The 24,008-nt window shown below is 41.0% G+C and carries 20 protein-coding genes; 17 read left to right on the top strand and 3 right to left on the bottom strand.

Going from position 1 to position 24,008, the window contains the following annotated elements:
• The first annotated feature begins 586 nt into the window (after positions 1 to 586).
• The 5 genes from BM380_RS03985 (at position 587) to ihfA (ending at position 6,117) form a co-directional block, all read left to right on the top strand.
• Entirely contained in the window at positions 587 to 1,642 is a 1,056-nt protein-coding gene (locus BM380_RS03985; protein WP_024603125.1) for a DUF2066 domain-containing protein, read from the top strand.
• Complete coding sequence (gene hda, locus BM380_RS03980) at positions 1,642 to 2,352, top strand: DnaA inactivator Hda (protein ID WP_024603126.1); 711 nt, start codon at positions 1,642 to 1,644, stop codon at positions 2,350 to 2,352. The genes BM380_RS03985 and hda overlap by 1 nt, the downstream gene beginning before the upstream one ends.
• Positions 2,353 to 2,434: 82 nt before the next feature.
• On the top strand, positions 2,435 to 3,415 hold the full coding sequence (gene pheS / locus BM380_RS03975) for a phenylalanine--tRNA ligase subunit alpha (protein WP_013464600.1): 981 nt from the start codon (positions 2,435 to 2,437) through the stop codon (positions 3,413 to 3,415).
• Between the two features lie 15 nt (positions 3,416 to 3,430).
• Positions 3,431 to 5,818, top strand: coding sequence for a phenylalanine--tRNA ligase subunit beta (gene pheT / locus BM380_RS03970; RefSeq protein ID WP_090493032.1), 2,388 nt, complete (start codon positions 3,431 to 3,433; stop codon positions 5,816 to 5,818).
• A gap of 2 nt (positions 5,819 to 5,820) precedes the next feature.
• Complete coding sequence (ihfA, locus tag BM380_RS03965) at positions 5,821 to 6,117, top strand: integration host factor subunit alpha (RefSeq protein ID WP_008114070.1); 297 nt, start codon at positions 5,821 to 5,823, stop codon at positions 6,115 to 6,117.
• Positions 6,118 to 6,158: 41 nt separating this feature from the next.
• On the opposite strand, the gene BM380_RS03960 is transcribed toward ihfA, so the two are convergent.
• Positions 6,159 to 6,956, bottom strand: a complete 798-nt coding sequence (locus tag BM380_RS03960) for a DUF2989 domain-containing protein (RefSeq protein ID WP_090493030.1) — start codon at positions 6,954 to 6,956, stop codon at positions 6,159 to 6,161.
• Positions 6,957 to 7,442: 486 nt separating this feature from the next.
• On the opposite strand from BM380_RS03960, the gene BM380_RS03955 reads away from it, so the two are divergent.
• From BM380_RS03955 to ccoG, 10 genes are all read left to right on the top strand, one after another.
• Positions 7,443 to 8,885 (top strand): glyceraldehyde-3-phosphate dehydrogenase, encoded by a 1,443-nt coding sequence (locus BM380_RS03955; protein WP_013464603.1) that lies wholly within the window; start codon positions 7,443 to 7,445, stop codon positions 8,883 to 8,885.
• A gap of 193 nt (positions 8,886 to 9,078) precedes the next feature.
• Complete coding sequence (locus BM380_RS03950) at positions 9,079 to 10,206, top strand: M14 family metallopeptidase (RefSeq protein ID WP_036956129.1); 1,128 nt, start codon at positions 9,079 to 9,081, stop codon at positions 10,204 to 10,206.
• Between the two features lie 375 nt (positions 10,207 to 10,581).
• Positions 10,582 to 12,084: an alanine/glycine:cation symporter family protein gene (locus BM380_RS03945; protein ID WP_024603130.1), complete on the top strand. Its 1,503-nt coding sequence runs from the start codon at positions 10,582 to 10,584 to the stop codon at positions 12,082 to 12,084.
• Positions 12,085 to 12,207: 123 nt separating this feature from the next.
• Complete coding sequence (locus BM380_RS03940) at positions 12,208 to 12,534, top strand: hypothetical protein (RefSeq protein WP_013464606.1); 327 nt, start codon at positions 12,208 to 12,210, stop codon at positions 12,532 to 12,534.
• 1 nt (position 12,535) lies between these two features.
• Positions 12,536 to 12,817 (top strand): YeaC family protein, encoded by a 282-nt coding sequence (locus BM380_RS03935; protein ID WP_013464607.1) that lies wholly within the window; start codon positions 12,536 to 12,538, stop codon positions 12,815 to 12,817.
• Complete coding sequence (locus tag BM380_RS03930; protein ID WP_090493028.1) at positions 12,807 to 15,491, top strand: DUF349 domain-containing protein; 2,685 nt, start codon at positions 12,807 to 12,809, stop codon at positions 15,489 to 15,491. The genes BM380_RS03935 and BM380_RS03930 overlap by 11 nt, the downstream gene beginning before the upstream one ends.
• 99 nt (positions 15,492 to 15,590) lie before the next feature.
• Complete coding sequence (locus BM380_RS03925; protein WP_090493026.1) at positions 15,591 to 16,145, top strand: YceB family lipoprotein; 555 nt, start codon at positions 15,591 to 15,593, stop codon at positions 16,143 to 16,145.
• A 64-nt stretch (positions 16,146 to 16,209) separates the two neighbouring features.
• Complete coding sequence (locus BM380_RS03920; RefSeq protein ID WP_090493024.1) at positions 16,210 to 17,511, top strand: ABC1 kinase family protein; 1,302 nt, start codon at positions 16,210 to 16,212, stop codon at positions 17,509 to 17,511.
• 55 nt (positions 17,512 to 17,566) lie between these two features.
• Positions 17,567 to 18,985: a sigma-54 interaction domain-containing protein gene (locus BM380_RS03915; protein WP_090493022.1), complete on the top strand. Its 1,419-nt coding sequence runs from the start codon at positions 17,567 to 17,569 to the stop codon at positions 18,983 to 18,985.
• 153 nt (positions 18,986 to 19,138) lie between these two features.
• Positions 19,139 to 20,521 carry a cytochrome c oxidase accessory protein CcoG gene (gene ccoG, locus BM380_RS03910; protein ID WP_090493020.1) on the top strand — a complete coding sequence of 461 codons (1,383 nt, stop codon included), beginning with the start codon at positions 19,139 to 19,141 and terminating at the stop codon, positions 20,519 to 20,521.
• Between the two features lie 44 nt (positions 20,522 to 20,565).
• On the opposite strand, the gene BM380_RS03905 is transcribed toward ccoG, so the two are convergent.
• Both BM380_RS03905 and BM380_RS03900 read right to left on the bottom strand, forming a co-directional pair.
• Positions 20,566 to 20,973 carry a hypothetical protein gene (locus BM380_RS03905; RefSeq protein WP_024601174.1) on the bottom strand — a complete coding sequence of 136 codons (408 nt, stop codon included), beginning with the start codon at positions 20,971 to 20,973 and terminating at the stop codon, positions 20,566 to 20,568.
• Positions 20,974 to 21,024: 51 nt separating this feature from the next.
• Positions 21,025 to 21,939 carry a M14 family metallopeptidase gene (locus tag BM380_RS03900; RefSeq protein ID WP_090493018.1) on the bottom strand — a complete coding sequence of 305 codons (915 nt, stop codon included), beginning with the start codon at positions 21,937 to 21,939 and terminating at the stop codon, positions 21,025 to 21,027.
• A 331-nt stretch (positions 21,940 to 22,270) separates the two neighbouring features.
• Between BM380_RS03900 and BM380_RS03895 the strand changes: the two genes are divergently transcribed.
• Together BM380_RS03895 and atpD are read left to right on the top strand one after the other, a co-directional pair.
• Positions 22,271 to 22,510 (top strand): SHOCT domain-containing protein, encoded by a 240-nt coding sequence (locus BM380_RS03895; protein WP_235420433.1) that lies wholly within the window; start codon positions 22,271 to 22,273, stop codon positions 22,508 to 22,510.
• Positions 22,511 to 22,565: 55 nt separating this feature from the next.
• Positions 22,566 to 24,008, top strand: coding sequence for a F0F1 ATP synthase subunit beta (gene atpD / locus BM380_RS03890; RefSeq protein WP_090493016.1), 1,443 nt, complete (start codon positions 22,566 to 22,568; stop codon positions 24,006 to 24,008).

Below are 24,008 nucleotides of genomic sequence, written 5' to 3'. Positions count from 1 at the left end.
ATACCAATCCGCAATAATACTCAATCATTTTGCGGGGCTAAACGTGTCGCTATCTGTGTTAAAAAATTCTCATTTAGAACAACTAAATAGCGAATTTCTTGCCTAGCTATCAACCCGTTTTTCCTGCCTCAAAATAGACCGCTTAATTAAGCGAGTTGGTATTAGGTAAAAGTAAAAGAATCAGCGCCTAATGCCGACTCTATACATTTGCTATGAGACTCTCTACCGCTTTGGGCACTACGCCATTGCCAGGCTCCAAATTAGAGAAAGCCCGATTAGAAATAGTCGGGCTTTTTTACGTCTGCAGAAAAGTGAAAAATAAAGGTGCAAGGTGAAATGCACTAGTTAAAAGGAAAAATAATAGCCAAAAGCTACCTGCATGCTTTCATTATGACTCTCAACGCTGTTTTGCCATGCGCTGTTGCTAAGAAGTAGCAAACAGACTCAAATGAGCCGCAGCTTACTTTGAGTTTTTATATTATTAAAGCAAGCTTAACGGTGTTCGTTTCTGAGAAAAATATAATTTTGCTTTGTTAGTGGCTTTGATTTAGGATCAAAACAGTTTAAAACCAAGAATGATTTGCCTGTGTATAGATTATTAATTAGCGCCTTATCCATTTTCTTTTGTGTTTCTGTATCTGCAGTTGAAGTAACTGATCTATATCAAGATATTTTGGTCGTAGAAGATAAATCTCGTGATGCGCGTTTAGACGCTAGTCGCAAAGCGCTTCTTAACGTACTAGTAAAAGTGAGTGGTGATAAAAGTGCAGATGAAAATCAGATAGCACAGCAACGCACCAAAGATATATCTGATTATATGCTGAAATTTGAATACGATGAGCGTATTCCTGGAACGCTTAAGTTACTAGTTAAATTTGAAGCGCGAAAGATCAATGCACTAATAAAAGATCTTAATTTGCCGTTGTGGGGAGCTCAACGTCCACTGGTTGCTATCTGGTTAGGCATTGAAGATAACAGGCAGCGAGAGCTGGTTACTCAAGAGAGTTATCCTCAGTTAGAGCAACTGATTTACGACAAAGCAAGCCGCCGCGGTTTACCGGTTGTTGTGCCTTTACTCGATTTACAAGACAGACGGCTTGTTGGTGTCCCTGAAGTTTGGGGAAATTTTTCTGGGCCTGTAGAAGAGGCATCTAAACGCTACAGTGCTGAGCGCAGTATTACTGCTAGAATGTATCAAGCGTTTAACTCTGATAATTGGGTACTAGATTGGCGCTTTACCAATGATGAAATGTTTGAATCTAACCGTATCACTGGCTATAGACAGCAAATCGTTGCGCAAATGATTGATGATTTAGCACAAGGTTTAGCTGGTGAATATGCGATTGATCCTAATGCTTATTATGAGCAGCGTACTGCCAATTTAACTTTAAAAGGGACTGAGAGCTTTGTTGATATTGAATTGGCAAAGCGCCGCTTAATGAATCTAAGCGTAGTAACTCAAGCTGTTATTCTACGCAAAACACCCGATTCGGTTGAGTTTGAGCTTCATCATACGGGGACTGTGAGTGACCTTAAAAAAGCCCTTGGCCTGGATAACGCCTTTAAAGACTATGTTGATCCTCGTGCTTTTTATCACATAGTTGATGAGCAAAGCCTAGAGTATCAATGGGTTGTAAATTAATGCTAACTCAAGAGCCAATACAAATGGCATTGCCGGTTACTTTACCGGACGATGAAACATTTGCATCCTACTTTGGCGGTGAAGACTCACTTGAGGTAAATCATCTCAAAGATAGCTTTTCTAAGCTTGCTCACTCTTTTCAGTATACCTATTTGTGTGGCTTAGGAGATTCTGGTAAATCTCACTTACTATATGCCACTTGTATTCAGGCACAAGAGCGTGGCTTATCTAATATGCTACTTTCCATGCGCGAGGTCATTCATTTTGGACCAATGGTTTTAGATGGGCTTGAAGCATTAGATGTATTGTGTATTGATGATGTGCACTTGGTAGCAGGCAATGATGCATGGGAAAAAGCGTTATTTAACTTTTTTAATCGCTTTAATGAGCCCAATAAAATGCTGGTAGTGACTGCCGATTTACTGCCTAACATGCTTAATATTAGCTTGCCCGACTTAGAATCCCGTTTAAAATGGGGCACTACGTTTCAAATTCGTTCTATGAGTGACGATGATAAAGCACAGGCGCTGGTTAAGCGTGCAAATATGCGTGGGCTTGAACTGAGCGATGAATGTGCGCGATTTTTATTAACGCGTTTGAGTCGTGATATGCGTGCTTTATTGGATGTATTAGACAAATTAGATCACGCATCCATGGCTGCACAACGAAAATTGACTATTCCTTTTATAAAATCAACGCTAAAGCTGTAGTAGGTCTAGAATCTAGACCCTGCTTTCAGTTATCATTAGCTAACTAAATTGTAATCACCTTCTGTGAAAGATCAGGTATCGAATGAACTTAGAAAACATATTAGCGCAAGCACTTGAGGCGGTAGCCAGTGCCAGTGAAATCGCGCAGCTAGAAGAGATCAGGGTTAACTATCTTGGTAAAAAAGGCGAAATTACCAGCTTACTTAAAACGTTAGGTAAAATTGCCCCTGAAGAACGTAAAGAAGCAGGCCAAGTAATTAACCAAGCTAAGCAAGACGTGCAAGTTGCGATTAATGACAAGCGTGAATTGTTAGCAAGTAAAGCATTAGAAGAAAAACTAGCAGCAGAAACAATCGATGTAACTTTACCTGGGCGTGTTATGCCATCGGGTGGTTTGCACCCAGTGACTCGCACCATTGAGCGTATTGAAAGCTTCTTTGGTGAACTTGGGTTTGCTGTTAAATCAGGCCCTGAAGTTGAAGATGATTTTCATAACTTTGATGCGTTAAATATTCCAGAGCATCACCCTGCTCGCGCCGATCACGATACCTTTTACTTTAATCCTAAGTTGGTTTTACGTACTCAAACCAGTGGTGTACAAATTCGTACTATGGAAACTGAGCAACCGCCACTGCGTATTATTTCGCCAGGGCGTGTATACCGTAACGATTACGACCAAACACACACGCCTATGTTCCATCAGGTGGAAGGGTTGATGGTTGATACTGATGTAAGCTTCACTGAGCTTAAAGGTATTTTACATGACTTTTTACGTAACTTTTTTGAAGAAGACATGGAAATTCGTTTTCGTCCTTCATTCTTCCCGTTTACAGAGCCTTCAGCAGAAGTGGACGTGATGGGTAAAGACGGTAAATGGTTAGAAGTATTAGGCTGCGGCATGGTTCATCCTAACGTACTTAAGTCTGTAGGCATCGATCCTGAAAAATACACAGGTTTCGCTTTTGGTATGGGTGTTGAGCGCTTAACCATGTTGCGTTACGGCGTAAACGATTTACGTGCGTTTTTCGAAAATGACTTAAAATTCCTAAACCAGTTCCGTTAAGAGTGAAGAGATAAAATGAAATTTAGTGAAAAGTGGTTAAGAGAGTGGGTAAATCCTGCAATTGATACGCAAGCTCTTTCGGAACAGCTTTCAATGGCTGGTTTAGAAGTAGATGGCGTTGAGCCGGCAGCAGCCAAATTTAATGGCGTTGTGGTAGGTGAAGTGGTTGAGTGTGGCCAGCACCCTGATGCAGATAAACTACGTGTAACAAAAATTAATGTTGGTGGTGATGAACTGCTTGATATTGTTTGTGGTGCACCAAATTGCCGCCAAGGTATTAAAGTTGCAGTTGCCACTGTTGGCGCAGTGTTACCAGGCGATTTCAAAATTAAAAAAGCCAAACTTCGTGGTCAGCCTTCACACGGCATGTTATGTGCGTTTGATGAGCTAGGTATTAGTGAAGAAGGCGATGGCATTATGGAATTGCCACTTGATGCGCCTATTGGTGCCGATTTACGCGAATATTTAGCGCTTGATGACAACATTATTGACGTAGATTTAACGCCTAACCGTGGCGACTGTTTAGGTATTAAAGGGCTTGCCCGCGAAGTCGGCGTACTTAACAGTATTGATGTAAATACATTAAGCATTCCAGCGGTAACCCCGACAATTGAAGACAAAGTATCAATTGAGTTGGTTAACGATGATGCCTGTCCTCGCTATTTAGGGCGTGTTATTAAAGGCATTAACCTAGACGCTGAGACGCCATTATGGATGGTTGAAAAGCTACGTCGTAGTGGTGTACGTTCAATCGATCCGGTTGTTGATGTGACTAACTTTGTATTATTAGAGCTTGGCCACCCAATGCATGCATTTGATTTAAATGCGATTGATGGTGGAATTAAAGTACGTAGTGCAACCCCAGGTGAAGAGCTGGTTTTATTAGACGGTAATACGGCTAAATTAAATGAATCGACATTAGTGATTGCCGATCATCATAAAGCGCTAGCCATTGCTGGTATTTTTGGCGGTGAGCAATCGGGTGTTACTGAAAAAACAACTGATATTTTACTAGAAAGTGCATTCTTCAACCCAGTGGCTATTGCAGGACAAGCACGCAGCTATGGTTTGCACACTGATGCATCTCATCGCTATGAGCGTGGCGTCGACTTTGCACTACAACACGATGCCATGGAGCGCGCTACAGCGTTACTTCTGGAGATTGTAGGTGGTAACGCAGGTCCAATCGTTGAAGCTGTTGCTGCTGATAAGTTACCAAAAGTAACTGAAGTGCGTTTACGTCGTTCACGTTTAGACCGTGTTATTGGTCATCACATTGACGATGCAAAAGTAACCGATATTCTTACGCGTTTAGGTCTTGATGTTAAATTTGACAATGATAGCTGGAGCGCTGATGTACCAAGCTACCGTTTTGATATTCGTATTGAAGAAGATTTAATTGAAGAAGTAGCACGTGTTTACGGTTATAACAGTATTCCTAATGTGGCACCAACTGCAAAACTTAAAATGACCACGCATGATGAGTCAACTGTTGCCCTGAGCCGTTTTCGTAATGCGCTAGTAACTCGTGGCTATCAAGAAGCCATTACTTACAGTTTTGTTGATCCTAAAGCGCAAGCTATTTTACATCCAGAGTGTAACGCATTGGTATTGCCGCACCCAATTTCAATTGAAATGTCAGCGATGCGTGTAAGCTTAATGCCTGGCTTATTGGCATCTGTTGCCTATAACCAAAACCGCCAGCAACCACGTATTCGCTTATTTGAACACGGCCTTAAGTTTATCAGCGATGAAAGCGCAGAAAATGGCGTTTACCAAGTGCCGGTTATTGGTGGTGTTATTACCGGGCTTGTGCATGGCGAACATTGGGTTGAAGAAAAACGTAACGTTGATTTTTACGACCTAAAAGGGGATGTTGAAGCATTACTTGCTATTACCAATGATGTTAGCCGCTTTGAAATTAAAGCCGAGCAATCAGATGGCCTTCATCCTGGTCAATCAGCCGTTATTTATGTTGATGGAAAAAAAGTAGGTTTCTTTGGTGCATTACACCCTCAGGCGCAAAAATCGTTAGATATCAATAACGCTACTTTTGTGTTTGAAATTGAAATGTCGGCATTAGAAAAAAGAAATTTACCGCAGGCTGTTGGGGTGTCTAAATTCCCATCAAATCGCCGCGACATCGCTATTTTAGTACAAGACAGCGTTAAAATAGGTGATATTTTAAACGTCATCGGAAAAGTTGGCGGAAATCAATTGGTTGACCTAAACTTATTCGATGTGTATAAGGGCAAAGGTATTGAGCCAAATTATAAGAGTTTGGCGATTGCTCTAACACTGCAAGCGGTTGATAGAACACTCGAAGAGAAAGATATCAATCAGGTAGTTGATAACGTGGTGGCCGCACTGGCCGAACAGTTTAATGCATCGTTGAGGGACTAGATATGGCGCTTACTAAAGCCGACATAGCTGAACACCTATTTGAAAAGCTCGGGATCAATAAAAAAGATGCCAAAGATTTAGTTGAAGCGTTTTTTGAAGAAATCCGCTCAGCGCTTGAAAAAGGCGAGCAGATTAAGCTCTCTGGATTTGGTAACTTTGATCTTCGAGATAAGAAAGAAAGGCCGGGACGTAATCCGAAAACGGGAGAAGATATCCCAATTTCAGCACGTCGCGTGGTTACCTTTAGACCGGGGCAAAAGTTAAAAACCCGTGTCGAAGTAGGCACTAGCAAAAAATAAACAAAAAGGCAGCGTAAGCTGCCTTTTTTGTATCTGTTTTATTATTTCCGGGGGGAAATAAACGTTCCTTGATCTATTTGCTGCAAAGTCTGCTCGGCTAACCTATCTAAACTCTCTAAATTCTTTCCTTGTGCTATTAACTGCTGCTCAATTAACAGTATATCAATATGTTCAATACCAGAAAGCTGAGCTATTTTGGCAAAAATATAAGCATGTTTATATTGTTGATGTTTATAAAACAGGCTGATCAAAGACATATATATTTCAGGGTTCGGTTCATGCTTGGCTTTATTCAGCGCTAGCGTGTTGTATAAAAAATTAATCGCTTTTTCTTCATCAACCTTAATGTAATAAGACGCCAAGTAAAATTGCATCTCAGCACTTTGTTCAACTTCTGCAGTATGTTCTAAAGCGAGCAAACGTGTTAATGCACTTTCGTCATTGTTTCTTGACCAATGATAATAAAGCAAGCCCGGGTGGCTGGTGTGTTTTGTCTGTTGATAAATCCGCGCTATTTCCCTCATGCTCGTTAAGTGGGCACGTCGGCGAGCCGTGGTTTTGCTTTTTAGTTTTATGTGCTGAATGTTGGCTGCCAAAGCAATGCATTGATTGTAATGCTCAAACGCTTTGAGTAATTGATATTTGTGCTCATCGGTAGGTTGTAAAGATTCAAGGTGACGAGAAAAAATAGTATGTTCTCGCTGCGCTTTACAGTGACTATCTTGGTTAAGATCATTACACATGGCCGGCGATTGAACGCAAATATCTTCAACGGTTAAAGATTCTTCACAGCCTGTAAGCAAAATTGCAAAGGCGAGGGTTATGCGCTTAAAAGCCATCTGAGTCTCTCAAATTATTAGGGTCTGTTGACCTTTCAAGGTTGAATTTGCAGCAGTCTGTTTGGTATTGAGACAAGGCAGAGCCTATGCGGTGTGGTTATTCCCCATAAATAGGCGATAACGCAGCATCAATGCCAAACAGGTGCTGCCCGAAGGGTTCTGCTTAGGGGCGATTTACTCTTTGTTGCCTACATGGATGTAGGTAAGGGGCGTGAGCAGGACGCGGAAGCTTTGCTCGGTTTTTACTTAGCCCACTAGGTTACAAACCTCGCGCCGCGATTAAATCGTCCCTAGTTTGAACAAATTTTAATCCGCAAAGGTCAACAGACCCTCATATAGTATTATTCTAGCCTAAACTTTAGTCTCTAACAGTAGAGAATAAAATGAGATTAAATTAGAATAGGCCTGCCCGAAGGAATGCGTTGCTCTCAAAATTCGATGCATTCTTAGGCTATCCGTTCAAAATTGTTTAATTAGGTAAAAAAAATGACCTCATCTCACGAGTTAGAATACACAAGTAGCTGGCAAGAACGTCAAGATTACGCAGAAAGCATGCAGCCTATTATTGGTAAATTGTACCGTAATCGTGGTATCGAAATCGCTGTTTACGGCCGTCCATTAGTAAATTCAAGCACTATTGATATTATCAAGTCTCACAAATCAGTAGCTCAATTTGAAGGGACTAAACTGCGCCTACGTGAAAGCTTCCCATTCTTAGAAGCTATCAGCAAAATGGAATTAAATTCTGCCCGTATCGATATTGGTAAATTAGCATACAGCTATTTATACACAGATGCAGCGAATGGTCGTTCAGTAGAAGAGTTTGTTAAAGATGAACTTGCTGAAATTGTTGACTCTAAACCAAAAGCACCACGTGACGTTGTACTTTATGGTTTTGGTCGTATCGGTCGCTTATTAGCACGTTTGTTAATTGAAAAGTCAGGCCCGTATGCCGATTTAAACCTTCGCGCTATTGTTGTGCGTGGCGGTAAAGATGGCGATTTAGAGAAACGTGCAAGCTTATTACGTCGTGACTCTATCCATGGTCCATTTAATGGTTCTATCACCATCGATAAAGAGCGTAATGCAATTAAAGCGAACGGTAGCTACATTCAAGTTATCTACGCTAACTCGCCAAGTGAAGTTGATTACAGCGCCTACGGCATCGAAAACGCATTAGTCGTTGATAACACAGGTATCTGGAAAGATGAAGCCGGCCTTGGTCAGCATTTAGAATCTAAAGGGGCTGCAAAAGTATTATTAACAGCGCCTGCTAAAGGTAATATTAAAAATATCGTTTACGGTGTAAACAACCAAGATATTTTACCGGAAGACAAAATTGTCTGTGCAGCAAGCTGTACAACCAATGCGATTACGCCAACACTTAAAGCATTAAACGATCAGTTTGGTATTAAGAATGGCCATGTTGAAACGGTTCACTCGTACACTAATGACCAAAACTTAATTGATAACTACCACAAAGCGGAACGTCGTGGTCGTGCTGCGGCACTAAACATGGTTATCACTGAAACAGGTGCAGCGAAAGCGGTTTCTAAAGCATTACCAGAGCTTGAAGGTAAACTAACAGGTAACGCAATCCGTGTACCTACACCAAACGTATCGTTAGCTATCTTAAACTTGAACCTTGAAAAGAGTACAACGGTTGAAGAGCTTAATGCGTTTTTACGTGAAACAGCACTTCACTCAGACCTACGTGATCAAATTGATTACACAGCATCAACTGAAATCGTCTCTACCGATTTAGTGGGTAGCCGTTACGCAGGTGTTGTTGATTCTCAAGCAACGATTGTTGATGATAACCGTGTTGTACTTTACGTATGGTACGACAATGAGTTTGGTTATAGCTGTCAGGTAGTTCGCTGTATGCGCGACATGGCAGAAGTCTCATTCCCAAGTTTACCTCGATAAACACATGAGCTATTAAGAAAAGCCAGCACTTGCTGGCTTTTTTAGGTCTGAAGATTTTTAAAGTGAAGCGGTTATGGTACGCTTTATTAAATTGGGTACGCGTTTATACACTTTTAAAGTGCAGTGACACGTATTTACCTCTTGGCTAAATGCCTTAGCCAAAGACACACAGTTAACTAATAGGTTTGTTGTAATGAAAATCAGTAGCAATTTCGACAGTGGTAATATTAAAGTTATTGAAGCCACCGATCCGTTAAATATTCAGCTAGAAATTAATAAAGATCATCAGTCTGAGTTTTATCAATGGTTTCACTTTCGTCTTGAGACAACGCCTTATCAACTTCATCAGTTAAATATTAATAATCTTGATAAGTCTGCATACCCTGATGGTTGGGTAGACTACCAAGCTGTCGCTTCATACGACCGTCAAACATGGTTCCGTGTACCGTCTTCGTATGAAAATGGCACATTAACATTTGAGCTTGAGCCTGAGTGCAGCAGCGTTTACTTCGCCTACTTTGCACCTTACAGCTACGATCGTCATTTAGACTTATTAGCATGGGCGCAAAGCCAAGAAATTTGCCAACTAGAAACACTAGGTCAAACGCTTGATGGGCGTGACATGAGCGTGCTTAAAATTGGTCAGCCAAGCGCCGATAAAAAAGTAATTTGGATCACTGCTCGTCAACACCCAGGTGAAACAATGGCAGAGTGGTTTGTAGAAGGCTTAGTACACAAGCTACTTGATGATGAAGACCCTCATGCAGCAGCGTTACTATCAAAAGCGGTATTTTATATCGTGCCAAACATGAATCCAGATGGCAGTGTACGCGGTCACCTACGCACTAACGCTAAAGGGGTTAACTTAAACCGTGAATGGCAAACACCCAGCATGGAAAACAGCCCAGAAGTTTACTTAGTGCTTAATAAAATGCGCGAAGCCGGCTTAGACATGCACCTAGACATTCATGGTGATGAAGCCATTCCATATAATTTTGTTGCCGGTAGCGAAGGCATACCAAGCTATGATGCACGCCTAAAAGGCCTAGAGGATAGCTTTAAGGCCGCGCTTTTAACTATTACTCCAGAGTTTCAAGATACGCATGGCTACGATAAAGACGAACCAGGTCAAGCTAACTTAACAGTAGGTTCATCAGCCACAGCAGAAGAATTTAAAGCACTAACTTACACAGTTGAAATGCCATTTAAAGATAATAATGACTTACCCGATCCAGATTATGGTTGGTCAGATCGTCGTTCATATCAATTTGGTCAAGATACTTTAGCAGCCATTGTTAATGTTGTAGACAACTTAAGATAAAACGTTTGTTTCAAAGGGTATCAATAAATATTGATACCCTTTTTACTTTTAGCTAAACCAACCGTACCAAAAAATAAGAATCATTTACCCACCACAGCACTAAAACGTTTCAATACACCTTCTCGACAGATTTAATACCATATAGTCTAAATCAATTTGCACTTAGTTAAACGTTGATCTGGAAGGCTCAATATAAATAAACAATAAGTTGTTTTGAAAATTAACTGTTAACAAGGTTGGGCACTTAAGTTAATATCGATTGAACAATAAGAAAAACGGAAAAGATTAACCCCTTATTTCGTAAAGCTTATGACAGGTATTCTGAGTAGCAGAGTATGGTAATTAATAATAATAAATATAACTGTGAGGATGTTCATGGAAGCTTTTGTAAGCGCCGTTAATGATGTTGTTTGGAGTGATGCACTCATCTATTTATGCCTAGGCGCAGGTTTATTTTACTCCGTACTAACTCGATTTGCTCAAGTTAGACATTTTAAAGAAATGTGTAAGCTATTATTTAGCCCTAACACCTCAGAAAAAGGAATTTCATCTTTTCAAGCTCTTGCTGTTTCATTATCTGGCCGAGTAGGGGTTGGTAATATTGCCGGTGTGGCAGCCGCCATTGGTTTTGGAGGCCCTGGCGCTATTTTCTGGATGTGGGTTGTTGCTTTTTTAGGTGCAAGTACTGCATACGCGGAGTCAACATTAGGTCAAATTTATAAGTTAGAAGAAGACGGCCAATACCGCGGTGGTCCAGCGTATTATTTTGATCGTTGTTTAGGGCAAAAGTGGCTGGCTGTATTATTTGCTGTGTCGGCAATTATAGCGTGTGGGGTTTTCCTGCCGGGCGTGCAAGCAAATGCTGTGGGCAACGCATTCACTCAAGTATTTGGCGATGGCACTATGGTGTCTACAAGTTTTGGTGACGTAGGTAGTTTTAAACTGGTTGCGTTGGCCATTATTCTAATCGTTTTAGCGTTTATTATCTTTGGTGGTATAAAGCGCATTGCTAATTTTACGCAAATTGTAGTGCCATTTATGGCGCTTGGTTACATCGTATTGGCCTTAATTATCGTATTTTTAAATATAGACAAAGTCCCGGGTATTTTCTCGCTCATTATTGGTGATGCATTTACAGCCCAAGCAGGTTTTGGTGCTGCAATTGGCTGGGGTGTTAAGCGTGGAATATACTCTAATGAAGCCGGCCAAGGTACAGGTCCTCATGCTGCGGCTGCGGCAGAAGTTGATCACCCTGCACAGCAAGGTTTAGTGCAAGCTTTTTCTGTTTATGTTGATACACTTTTTGTATGTACAGCAACGGCATTAATGATTTTAATGACGCAGCAATACAATGTAGTCGGTACTTTGCCAGAAGGGCAATTCATTATACAAAATGTGGATGCGGCAACTGAAGTGGGATCAGCAGCATTCACCCAAATGGCGTTGTTTAGTGTATTTGGTAGCTTTGGAGAAGCGTTTGTAGGTATCGCTTTATTCTTCTTTGCTTTTACCACCATACTGGCTTATTACTTCATTGCTGAGACAAATATCGCGTACTTAAATCGCTACTTTAAAGGAAGTATTCCGCTTGTAGTGGTAAAACTTATGATTATGTTTATGGTAGCCTACGGCATGGTTAACAGTTCCGGTTATATTTGGACTATTGGCGACATAGGCGTTGGCTTAATGGCGTGGATCAACATATTGGGTATATTAGCCATTTTCTTTGTCGCTAAACCGGCCTTAACATGTTTGAGTGATTATGAAGACCAGAAGAAAAAAGGTGGCCAAATCACATTTGATCCCGTTAAGTTAGGGATTAAAAACGCCACCTTCTGGGAAAAACGTCTTGAAAAGCAATCTAAAGACGCTGAATAAACAGATCCCAATAACCTAATATCATCTATTGGGTTAAATTCAAAAAAGACAAAGAGCAATAAAACAAGTACAATGAAAAGCGCCGAAAGGCGCTTTTTTTATGCGTAGTATGGAGAGAGATGTATGGCGATTATTCGTTGCCCCAAATGTGCAAAATCAATTTCAGATAAACATTCGCAGTGTCCACATTGCCAAAGTAACGTTGCTGAATTAAATGCCGAGCAAGTTCAACAACTTCAACGTGAGCAGCGAATTAAAAAGCAGCAAATGTTTATGAACCACTCCTTTTTAGCGCTGATCTTATTTTTAGGTGGCTTCTTTTGTTTGTACTTCCTACAACCTCAAGAAAAAACACTTCAGTGGTATGCGTATACCTCGGCCATTGGCATTGGCTGTATTTGGTACCTTATTAACCGTATTATTTTAGTGACTCTGAAAAAGAAAAAATGACATGAATATTGACAACCTAGTACAGAATATTACTCCAGAATTATTTGAGCGCTTACAGTATGGCGCGGCAACGGGAAAGTGGCCAGATGGCACGCCTTTATCAGATGAGCAAAAGCAACAAACAGTGCAACTAGTGATGTTGTACCAAGCAAAAGTAGCACAATCAAACGAGCAGTTTACCATTGGTGCAAATGGAGAAATGATCCAAAAAACCAAAGCGCAACTACAAAAAGAATTCAAATCAGATAACGAAATAGCTAGGTTCAGTGAAAATGATCTTTAAACACCTTTTTACACCAAAATGGAAACACCCAAAGCAACAAGTTCGTTTAGATGCGATTGAAAAACTTGATGTGGCACGTGACGTAACAATTTTAAGCACCTTAGCCCTTGAAGACTCATCGGCTGAAATTCGTCGTAAAGCACTGCAAAAAGTAAACGACTTACCACTGTGGTGGAAAGCTTACAAACAAGATCAGGCATTGAAAGATGTTGCTGAACAACAAATCTCATCGGCTGTATTAAACAGTGAAAGTAGCTTGTCGGCGCAGATTAAAAATGAGTACATTGAACGCTTTGCACCGGTTAAAACCCTTGAAAAACTAGCATTTGCTGAAAAAGAACTGCAAGTGAGAGTTAAGCTATTAAAACGCCTAGCTAACCCTAAACTGATTGAAAAAGCCTTTAAAGAAGCAAACGAAGAGCTGCAAAAACAGTTAGTTGATTTAGTCATTACTCAGCAGTTAACTAAAGCACTGTTAAAGCATGCTCAAGGTGAAGCCAAAGTTGCGCTAGAAAGTCATCTTGAAAACGAGCGTTTAGCGCTTGAAATGCCATCGCAAGTTGAAAACGCAACCCGTGTTATTTTAGCCAAGCTTAATGCATTGCGTGATAAAAATGACTACGCCATTGTTGACCCACAAGCTGCAGAACTCATGGCGCAGTGGCAAGCTCTTGAATTAAAATGGCTAAGTGAAGAACATGTAAAAACCCTTGATGCTAAATATATATCAATTACCGATAAGCTTGATGCTCACATTGCCACATTAAAAGCGCAACATGAAATAGAGCAGCAACGTTTAGCGCAGCAACAGCGCCAAGTGTTAGCGTTAGCTACGTTAGAAGCATTAAGTGAAGAAATTGAAAATGCATTGCAACTTGGATTAGAAACCCCAGAGCAAATTCAGCAAGATTGGCTTAATGCAAAAGTAGCACAAGCAAAAGACACACTAGATAAAACGCAATTGATGGCTGATCAGCAATCAAAACAAGTGATTAATAAGCTTGAGCAACTATTTTTACAAGTAGCCAAGTTACCTGAGCTAACTACGGCGATCAAAGAATATAAAATTGCCTACAGTACGCTTATTGAAATAAAACCTGCAGAGCAACTTAGTGATTACGATCAACAGTTAACAGCGTTCAATGACACATTTAAAACTGCACGTAGTCACCTAAATGTACTTAGCACTGATTTACAAGCGTCATTTAAAACCCAACTTAATGCGCATAAAAAGCAATTTTTAGCTGCAATGAGCGAACTCACTAAGCCGCTTGAAAAAACGCAAAGCCAAGCTAAACGCAAGGCACGTGATGTAAAACGTTTAATTGAAGAAGGGCGCTTTAACGTTGCATTTGGTGTATTTAAAGGCTTCGAAGAGCTATTTAACGAATTGACCGAAAAATATCAACAACCGTTGGTTAATTTAAAAGCAGACCTAGAAGCGCAATTAGCCGATGCTAAAGATTGGCAAAAATATGCGGCCGCACCAAAACGTGCAGCACTTTTAGAAGAAGTAACAGCGTTAGTTGATGAGCCGTGTAACGATCCACAACAGCGCGCTGATCAAGTTAAAGTACTTCGCAAGCGTTGGAACGAGCTAGGACGCCTTGATACAGAGCAAGAGAAACAACAGGGCAACGAGTTTGATGAAAAAATTGAGCTTTTATTTGCTCCTTGTCGCAGCTACTTCGCGGAGCAAGAAGTGCAACGTGAGGCAGCAAAAGCAGAGCGCGAGCAATTGATTGCTGATATGCATGCACTGCATTTACAAGCAACTGATACGGCTGATTTAGATTGGAAACAACTAGAAAGCAACTATAACCGTTTGCAAAAAGCATGGCGAAGTGTGGGTAAAGTTGACCCGAAAACATACCGCGTATTAAACGAGCGTTATAAGGCAGAGCAGCAACAGGTTGTAGCGTCACTTAACGCGTTTCATAAAGGCAATGCCGCACTTAAAAATGAGCTCGTTGAACAAGCACAGCAATTATCACAAAGCGATAATTTAGCAGACGCTTGTCAACAGCTAAAACAGTTACAGCAACAGTGGCAAACCATAGGGTTTGCAGGCTTAAAAGCTGAAAACGCATTGTGGCAAAAATTCCGTCAGTTTAATGATGCAACTTTCACTAAACGAAGCGAAGAATTTGAACAGCAAAAACGCGAACAAAGTGAGTCAGATAAGCTGGCAACAACTGAACTGAATGAGCTTGAAGCAGCATTAAATAGTGTAGAAGGTAAAGCCCAATTACTTGATTTACAAACCAAAGTTAAAGGGTATACACAGTTTAAATCGTTAACCCCTAAAGTGTCTGCTTTGTTATCAGCCATAGATGAAAAACTGACAGGCTTAGCGGCTAAAAATGAGCAAGCTAATTTAGATGCTTTATTTGTTGCACTTGAGAACAACGAGCCAGTCCCGAGTCAATTTAATGGTGCAGTTAAAACAGCATTGAGCTGTGAGCAGCTGTTAACGCGTATGGAAATACTTGCGAGCGTAAGTTCGCAAAACTCAGCGCAAAAAATGGTAGAGCAAGTAGCCATGCTTGATGATAAGCACCGTGGCGAACACGCTGATTTAAATTATTATTTAAAGCAGTTATTAGCACTCAGCGAGGGTTCAGTCACAGCTGACACACTAGCAAGGTTAAAAGTTATTTTTACTGTAAATTAAGCGCAATCACTTTTATCAACTAAAATGAAAAAGCCGCTATTAAAGCGGCTTTTTATTATGGTTACTTACTGCCTATACGATTAACCAATAGGGTTTTGCATGAAAATTTTTGTTTTTATTTCACTACTATTTTTAACTGCCTGTAACAGTACGCAGGGTATTTCGGTTTATTCATTTACAAATTCAGAGGTTGAGTCGTTACTAAATAAAGAGTTACCTAAATTAAGTGAAAAAGTTAGCCTGATGGGCTTACCTGTGCAGTTTGATGTGAATGATTTAAGCGTTAATATTGGCCCAGATAATAGTGACTATGTCCTACTAGGTGCTGATTCGAGCGCCGAGATTAATGCTTTTGCATTAAAGTACCCAGTGCGCTTAAAGCTGCAAATACAGGGCACCCCTTTTTATGACAGCGAGAAAAAAGCGGTATTTTTACGTAATGTTAAGTTACTCGACTCAAGCATCGATGCCGGTGGCTTTAAAGGTAATTTAGAAGTGCTGGATAACGAGGCCATGGGTGTAATGAATGCCTTTTTAGCCGTTAATCCTGTTTATAAGTTAAATATGAACGATCCTAAAATGGCATTATTAAGTAATTTACCTTTAGATTTAAAAGTAGTAGAAGGCGCTATTAAGCTAGTCCCTCGGTTATAATTTAGATCCAATAGGCGTAATAAAACGTATTAGTTGACCTTATTATTAATAGATTAGGTTAATTATGGCTAATGAGCGATCCGTTCCCACATCTCGACTTTCACGTTTTGCAAAGTTAGGCTCATTAGCCACTGGCGTCGCCACGAATATGTTAGTGGGCGGGGCTAAAAGTGCGCTTTCTGGTAAAGGCTGGGATAATAAAAGCTTATTGCTTCAGCCTAAAAATATTGAAAACCTAGCCACTCAGCTATCGCATCTTCGCGGTGCGGCAATGAAGCTTGGGCAGCTGCTTTCAATGGATGCGGGCGACTTATTAACTCCCGAACTTGCTCAATTACTGTCTTTATTGCGCTCAGATGCTAACCCGATGCCACATAAGCAACTGGTTAGTGTTTTAAAAGAGCAGTGGGGAGGGGATTGGTTATCGCGTTTTTCTCATATTGAGCTCAGGCCGTTTGCGGCGGCGTCCATTGGCCAGGTTCATTTAGCTTATAAAGAAAATGGCGCGCAGCTGGCAGTTAAAATTCAATACCCTGGAATCGCAAAAAGTGTAGTGAGTGACGTAGATAACGTGATCACTTTACTTACCTTATCGCGGTTATTACCTAAAGAGCTGAATATTAAACCCTTAGTGGCAGAAGCCAAGGCACAGCTATTAGCAGAGGCCGACTACACTCGAGAAGCTGAGTATTTAGCACGTTACAAAAACCTGTTAGCAGATAACGCGCATTTCAAAGTCCCTAGCGTATATCCCCAGCACAGTACTGCGCAAGTGCTAACCATGGAGTATGTAGATGCCAAGCCGATAGAGGGCATTACATATTTACCACAATCAGAGCGAAGCCGAGTTGCTGAGCAACTGATTGATTTATTTTTTAAAGAAATGTTTGTCTTTAATTTAATCCAAACCGATCCTAACTTTGCAAATTTTCATTACCAACCTGAATCACAAAAAATAGTATTATTTGACTTTGGTGCCACACGAGAAATTACCCCAGCACTAAGTAATGCCTATCTAGCTTTATTTAAAGCCGGTAGTAATAACGATCGTGAAGGGGTGCTCAATGCCGCCACCGATATTGGCTATTTTAAAGATTCCCTCAAAGACAATTACAAAGAAAAAGTGATTGATTTATTTTTAATGGCCTGCGAGCCACTGCGCTATAACGGCGAGTTTGATTTTAAAAACAGCGCGCTTGCTAGCAATATTAAAGATGCTGGCTTGCAGTTAAGTGCACAGTCGCAGCAATGGCATACGCCTCCTGTTGATGCGTTGTTTATTCACCGTAAGCTAGCGGGCTTGTATTTAATTGCAGCACGGCTAGAAGCAAAAATAGATATTAAGGCATTATTTAGCCATTACTAGGTGCTAAAGCAGGAGAGAATTGGCATAATACTCGCGATATTTCGCGAGGTCTGCAATGATAAAAAACTTTTTAAACGATCCTACTTTATTACTTAATGCGGTAGGTGAGGGCATATACGGATTTGATTTATCTGGTAATGCGGTGTTTGTAAATCCAGCGGCAGAGCGAATGACGGGTTGGACAGCCGATGAATTGCTGGGTAAAAAAATACATCAATATCATCATCACAGTCATGCAGATGGCACGCCTTACCCTGCCGATGAATGCCAAATTTACTGCACCATGTTTGATGGTAAACGCCGCGAGGTTAAAAACGAAGTATTTTGGCGTAAAGATGGCAGCGCCTTTGCTGTTGAATATACCTCCACGCCCGTTTATAAAAATAGCCAGCTTATCGGAGCCGTGGCCGTTTTTCGCGATATATCAGCGCAGCAGCGAACCCAAACCGCGCTCCAAGATGCTTTAGCGCAAGTAAAGCATTTAAGCGAGCAGCTCAAAGATGAAAACGACTACCTTACTGCCGAGCTAAATCAAGATTGGCAAGACTCAGGGCTAGTAGGGCGCAGTGATGTATTTCAACGTATGTTGCAGCAAATACAGTTAGTGAGCGAAACCGACAGTACGGTGTTGATACTTGGCGAAAACGGTACTGGCAAAGAGCTGGTGGCACGTAACTTACATAGATTAAGCAAGCGCAATGAGCAGGCGTTTATAAAAGTTAATTGTGCGGCGTTTACCCCTAGCTTATTAGAATCGGAGTTGTTTGGACACGAACGAGGCTCGTTTACCGGCGCAAATGAGCGACGTAAAGGGCGTTTTGAACTTGCTGATAAGGGCACTTTATTTTTAGATGAAGTGGCAGAGCTGCCGTTAGAGTCACAAAGTAAATTATTACGAGTATTACAAGAGCGCGAATTTGAGCGAGTAGGGGGCAGCCAAACCCTAAAAGTCGATATTCGTATCATTGCTGCAACCAATCGTAACTTGTGGGAAATGGTACAAAAAGGCCAATTTAGAATGGACTTATATTACCGTTTAAACGTGTTTCCTATCAAAGTGCCAGCACTAAAAGAGCGAAAAGAAGATATACCTTATTTATGTCAAAACTTAATTGTGCAAATAAACAAGCGGCTAGGTAAGCAATTACAGGGGTTAAGTAACAAAGCTATTAGGCAACTACAAGCCTATGACTGGCCCGGCAATATCAGAGAGCTGCAAAACGTGTTAGAGCGAGAAGCTATTTTATCTACACAACCCACACTGCAGTTAAGTCAGCCGCTAAAAGCCGGTGATGCGAGTGCTGTTAACCCAACGCTTACACTGGATGAGGCGCAAAGACAGCATATTATCTCCGTACTGATGTTATGTAACTGGAAAATTGCAGGCGAACAAGGCGCGGCAAATAAGTTGGGCTTACCAGAGAGTACGCTTCGCTCAAAAATGCGAAAATTAGCAGTGCATCGTACTCGTTAACTCGCGATATATCGTGTATGTCGTTAAATGTCGCGAATTTTCGCTTTGGTGTTATGTGTATAATCATTTAATATCAATAAGTTAAATTAACTTTCACTGTGGTCTGAAAGTTGCAAAATCGTACTTAATACCCGTCACTATTAAGTAAGTAACATGAAGTTTGATATTAAAGAAGAAGACATGATCATTAAGCCCTACAAAGAAGAAGGGCCAATTTATATACGCGAGCAAAAAGGGTTTTTTCAGCGTATACGCCGTAATTTAGGTTGGCTGCTAATGCTCAGCTTTATCGCCATTCCTTGGATTCAATATAACGGTCAGCAAGCGGTTTTATTGGATGTTGCCACCCAAAAGTTTACTATTTTTGGCCTAACCTTACTACCTCAAGACTTTATGATTCTCGCCATGCTATTTATGGTGGGGGCGTTTGCGTTATTTTTTGTGACCAATTGGCTTGGCCGTGTGTGGTGCGGCTATACTTGCCCGCAAACAATTTGGATGTTGATGTTCTCTTGGGTGGAACAACGTATTGAGGGGACGCGTAACCAGCGTATTAAGCTTGATAAAAGCCCATGGGATATTACCAAGTGGCGTAAAAAAATTACTAAGCACAGTGCATGGCTGGTTATTTCACTCTTAACTGCCACTTCTTTTTTAGCGTATTTTATTCCAGCTAAAACCTTATACCTAGAAATGGTTAATTTTGAATGGTCTGGGATCACCAGTTTTTGGGTGTTTTTATTTGCATTTTGTACCTATGGCAACGCAGGTTTTTTACGAGAAAAAATGTGTACAGTGGCGTGTCCGTATTCGCGCTTTCAATCAGTGATGTTTGATAAAGACACGCTGGTGGTAACCTACGATAGCGAACGAGGTGAAAACCGCGGTCCACGTAAACGTAAAGCCGATCCTAAAGCGCTTAATTTAGGTGACTGTGTAGACTGTAACTTATGTGTTGAAGTATGTCCTGCTGGGATTGATATTCGCAATGGACTGCAATATGAATGTATTAACTGTGGCTTATGTATTGATGCCTGTGACGATACCATGGATAAGTTTGGCTACGAAAAAGGCTTAATTAAATACGCCAGTGAAAAGCAAATGGCGGGGCAAAAAACTAATCCATTTAGGCTCAAGTTAGTGGGCTATGGCGCTTTAACTGCGCTGTTAATTATTTCTATGTTTGCTTGGATGCTACAACGTACGCCTATCGAAGCCTCAGTCCTTAGAGACAGAAACGCACTGTATCGGGTAAATTATGAAGGGTTAGTCGAAAACCCTTATACACTCACCATCATTAACAAAACGCAGCAACCTCTGCATTATTCTATTTCAATTAGTGGGTTAGAAGGTGCGAGCTTGCAAAGTCCTAACGCCGTGTTGGTAGAGCCAGGGTTGATGAAAAATGTTCCAGTAACGGTTACTGCCGATGGATATGATATACCCACGAAGGTGAGTAAGCTGCAGTTTAAAATCACCGCACAAGAGGACAATAGCATTTCAATTACTAAAGAGAGTCAGTTTTATAAAAACTAGCCCATTCGGTTTTTCGTTGACTATACCTCGGTCGTGTAATTAATTTACTCGGCTGAGGTAAGCTGACTTTTTATAAATGCCTTAGCGCTTGGCAAGTCATCAAATAAGCAATCTTGTAAATGAGCGTCACGTCCTGAGCTGTGCATAATACGTTGTAGTTGCCTTATGGCTATGGGAGAGGTGAGTATAAAGGCACTCATTATGCAATTATTTATCCCCATTGTTTGGCTAACATCGATCATATTTTTTTCAGCGTCAGGGGTGGCGGCCACAACGTCGGGCGAATGGCTAATATAGCCCCAAGGTTGATGTTTAAAGGTTGCAATGGTGTCTAACAGAGCGGCTTTAAAGTGATTTAATAACTCAGGGTTTAAGTTGCCTTTAAATTGCGCAATAACAATATTACCCTCAACATAAAAACTGTAACTGCCGTAATTATTTTTAAATTCCAATAGCCGCTCCTTTGTCTGCACCTTACTATGTGCTGATGAATACCATAACTATTACTTATTAATAATGTAGTCCAACGCACCCGAAATTGCCGCAACTTGCGCTAATATGCACTCTTCAGGGTTGGCCGTTGCACTATCTGGGTAAACTTCCGTGGTTGTAACGTAGGTTGCATCAGATAACCCCATGCATAAACCTAACTCTTTTGCTGCATAGTTTATTACCCCAAATTGTTCTTGAGGTACACCAATTAATTGTTTATTTTCATCGCTTGGAGCGATGTGTGTGACCTTTTCAACACATTCAATAATAGCTTTTTGAAAAGCAGGCTCTGGTTTGTTGCTGTCAGCGACTAAATAAAAACCGTCTGGTATATTCCAATTAGTATTTATTTTACCTTCGCGCGCTGCAAGTGCAGGGCGAAATTCACTGTTATCTGAATCAGTGGTTTCATGCAAATCGATATGCGCGATTAAATCAGTATTTAAAGATTGCACATAATTCATTACCAATGCAGATTCTTGCGCTGGGCTGCCTTCATAAAAAGAACGGTTTGGATCAATTGCCTCTGGGTTCCAGCGGTTTATTGTTTCATAACCCCATGGGCTAATGCAGGGAGTAATCACCAGATTAAATTTCTCTGCGTATTGAGTTGCCAATGTTTTTGCAAACCTTAACGCACCGTGTACTCCGCTGGTTTCGTAGCCATGTACGCCACCAGTGATTAGCACTGTGTGTTTATTTTTATCAAAGTGTTGGGTTTTTAATGCAAACAAAGGGTAACTGTTTTGAGCATAATTAAGTTCACCATATTGCTCTACAATAAGCGTATCTTTTAGCTCATTAATTAGCGTTAATACTTCATCGTTATAGCTACGTTTAATTTTCTGGGCTTCAAGCCATTGGAGTTTATGATTGTTATTCCACTTTTCACCAGGGTTGCCAATAGGGTAGGTACTGTTATTCATAGTAAGCCTTTGCTCTGAATATATTTAATAACTCTAAATGTGCGTTTAAATATAATTGTTCTATTAAAGAAGCAGCTTAACGCTGACTAAAATAGTGCGCAAGTTAATCCGTTGAGTTACAAAATAAATTACTCTTTTCTAAAATCTTCAATCTGCTGTATTACCGGCATAAAAAGGCGAGTTGCTCGTCATTAGTCATCGCTATTTTTTAAAAAACCTCACAAACGTTCGCTAGCGAACAGACGCCGTATTTTTAAGAGCCTACATTATTTATCTATACACTATAGTACGTTGATTTTTATCGTGCTGCGTTTCATCCAAGAGGTTATTTATGATGTCACATGGTTATTGGAATGATTGGTACTTTGGTTGGGGTTGGTTTTTATGGTTTGGGATCTTTTTTCTACTTATCTCAACTATTGGCCATTGGGGATATAGCTATCGCTCAAATAAACGCGCTGTTTTACAACAGCATAAAACCGCGTTAGAGATAGTTAAAGAACGCTATGCACAAGGCGATATTGACCATGATGAATACCTGCGTATTAAGGCGGAACTCAGTACCGATTAGCAATACGGTAAATTAGCAAACGTAATCTGTTTTTATGTATATGGAGATCGACGCAATGACAGGCTCTTCTGTAAAACACACCGAGCAAAGTAGTACAGAGCTTGCTAATCACCTTGAACAGGGCACCGGTAAAATTGTGTCTGTGCGTGGCAGCGTGATTGATATTCATTTTGAATATCACCTGCCAGCAATTCGTACTCTTTTGCGCTGTGGTAAAGAGAATGAAATTGCCGTTGAGGTATTCTCGCAATTAACCGCTTGGCGAGTACGCGGTATTGCACTGACACCCACACAAGGCTTAGCCCGTGGCATGTCGGTATTAAATACGGGAAAAACACTCACAACACCCGTAGGAAAAAAAACCTTATCGCGGATGTTTGATGTATTTGGTAACCCTATTGATGGTGGCGCGGCTTTGCCAGATGACACCCAATGGCGCAGTGTGCATAACTTACCTCCCGCTTTAGCTGAGCGTTCAACTAAAACAGAAATATTTGAAACGGGTATTAAAATTATTGATGTTTTAATGCCTTTAGAGCGTGGCGGAAAAGCGGGCTTATTTGGTGGTGCTGGCGTTGGTAAAACCGTACTGCTGACTGAAATGATACACAATATGGTCGGTCAGTATAATGGTGTAAGCCTATTTTGTGGGATTGGCGAGCGTTGCCGTGAAGGCGAAGAGCTCTACCGTGAAATGAAAGAGGCTGGGGTGTTACAAAACATGATTATGGTATTTGGCCAAATGAATGAGCCGCCCGGAGCCCGATTTCGAGTAGGGCATGCGGCGTTAACCATGGCGGAGTATTTTCGTGATGATGAGCATCGCGATGTGTTATTGCTTATGGATAACATATTTAGGTTTATTCAAGCAGGGATGGAAGTTTCAGGACTATTAGGGCAGATGCCAGCTCGATTAGGGTATCAACCCACAATGGGGACAGAGCTGTCGCAACTCGAAGAGCGAATAGCAAATACGGGGAGTGGGGCTATTACCTCAATTCAGGCTGTGTATGTCCCCGCAGATGACTTTACTGATCCGGCTGCCGTCCATACTTTTTCTCATTTATCCGCATCTATTGTGTTATCGCGCCAACGTGCAAGTGAAGGGCTGTTCCCCGCAATCGAGCCTTTGCAGTCGAGCTCTAAAATGGCGGCGGTAAGTACCATTGGCAAAAAGCATTATGGCATAGCGCAAAAAATACGGCAGACCTTAGCACAATACGCTGAACTTAAAGACATTATAGCTATGCTCGGAATAGAGCAGCTGTCTGTGGGCGATCACAATATAGTTGATCGTGCTCGTAAACTTGAACGCTTTTTAACCCAGCCTTTTTTTACAACAGAGCAATTTACAGGTGTACCTGGTAAGTCAGTTTCTCTTGACGATGCTCTAGATGGCTGTGAGCGTATTTTAAACGATGAATTTAAAGAGTATCCCGAGAGTGCGCTTTACATGATTGGCAAGATTGATGAAGCACTTAAAAAGGTAAAACACTAA

This window comes from Pseudoalteromonas sp. DSM 26666 (assembly GCF_900116475.1).
In the GTDB taxonomy this organism is placed as follows: domain Bacteria; phylum Pseudomonadota; class Gammaproteobacteria; order Enterobacterales; family Alteromonadaceae; genus Pseudoalteromonas; species Pseudoalteromonas tetraodonis.
Note: the sequence above shows the minus strand (reverse complement) of the source record. Positions and strands in the feature narration are given on the sequence as shown.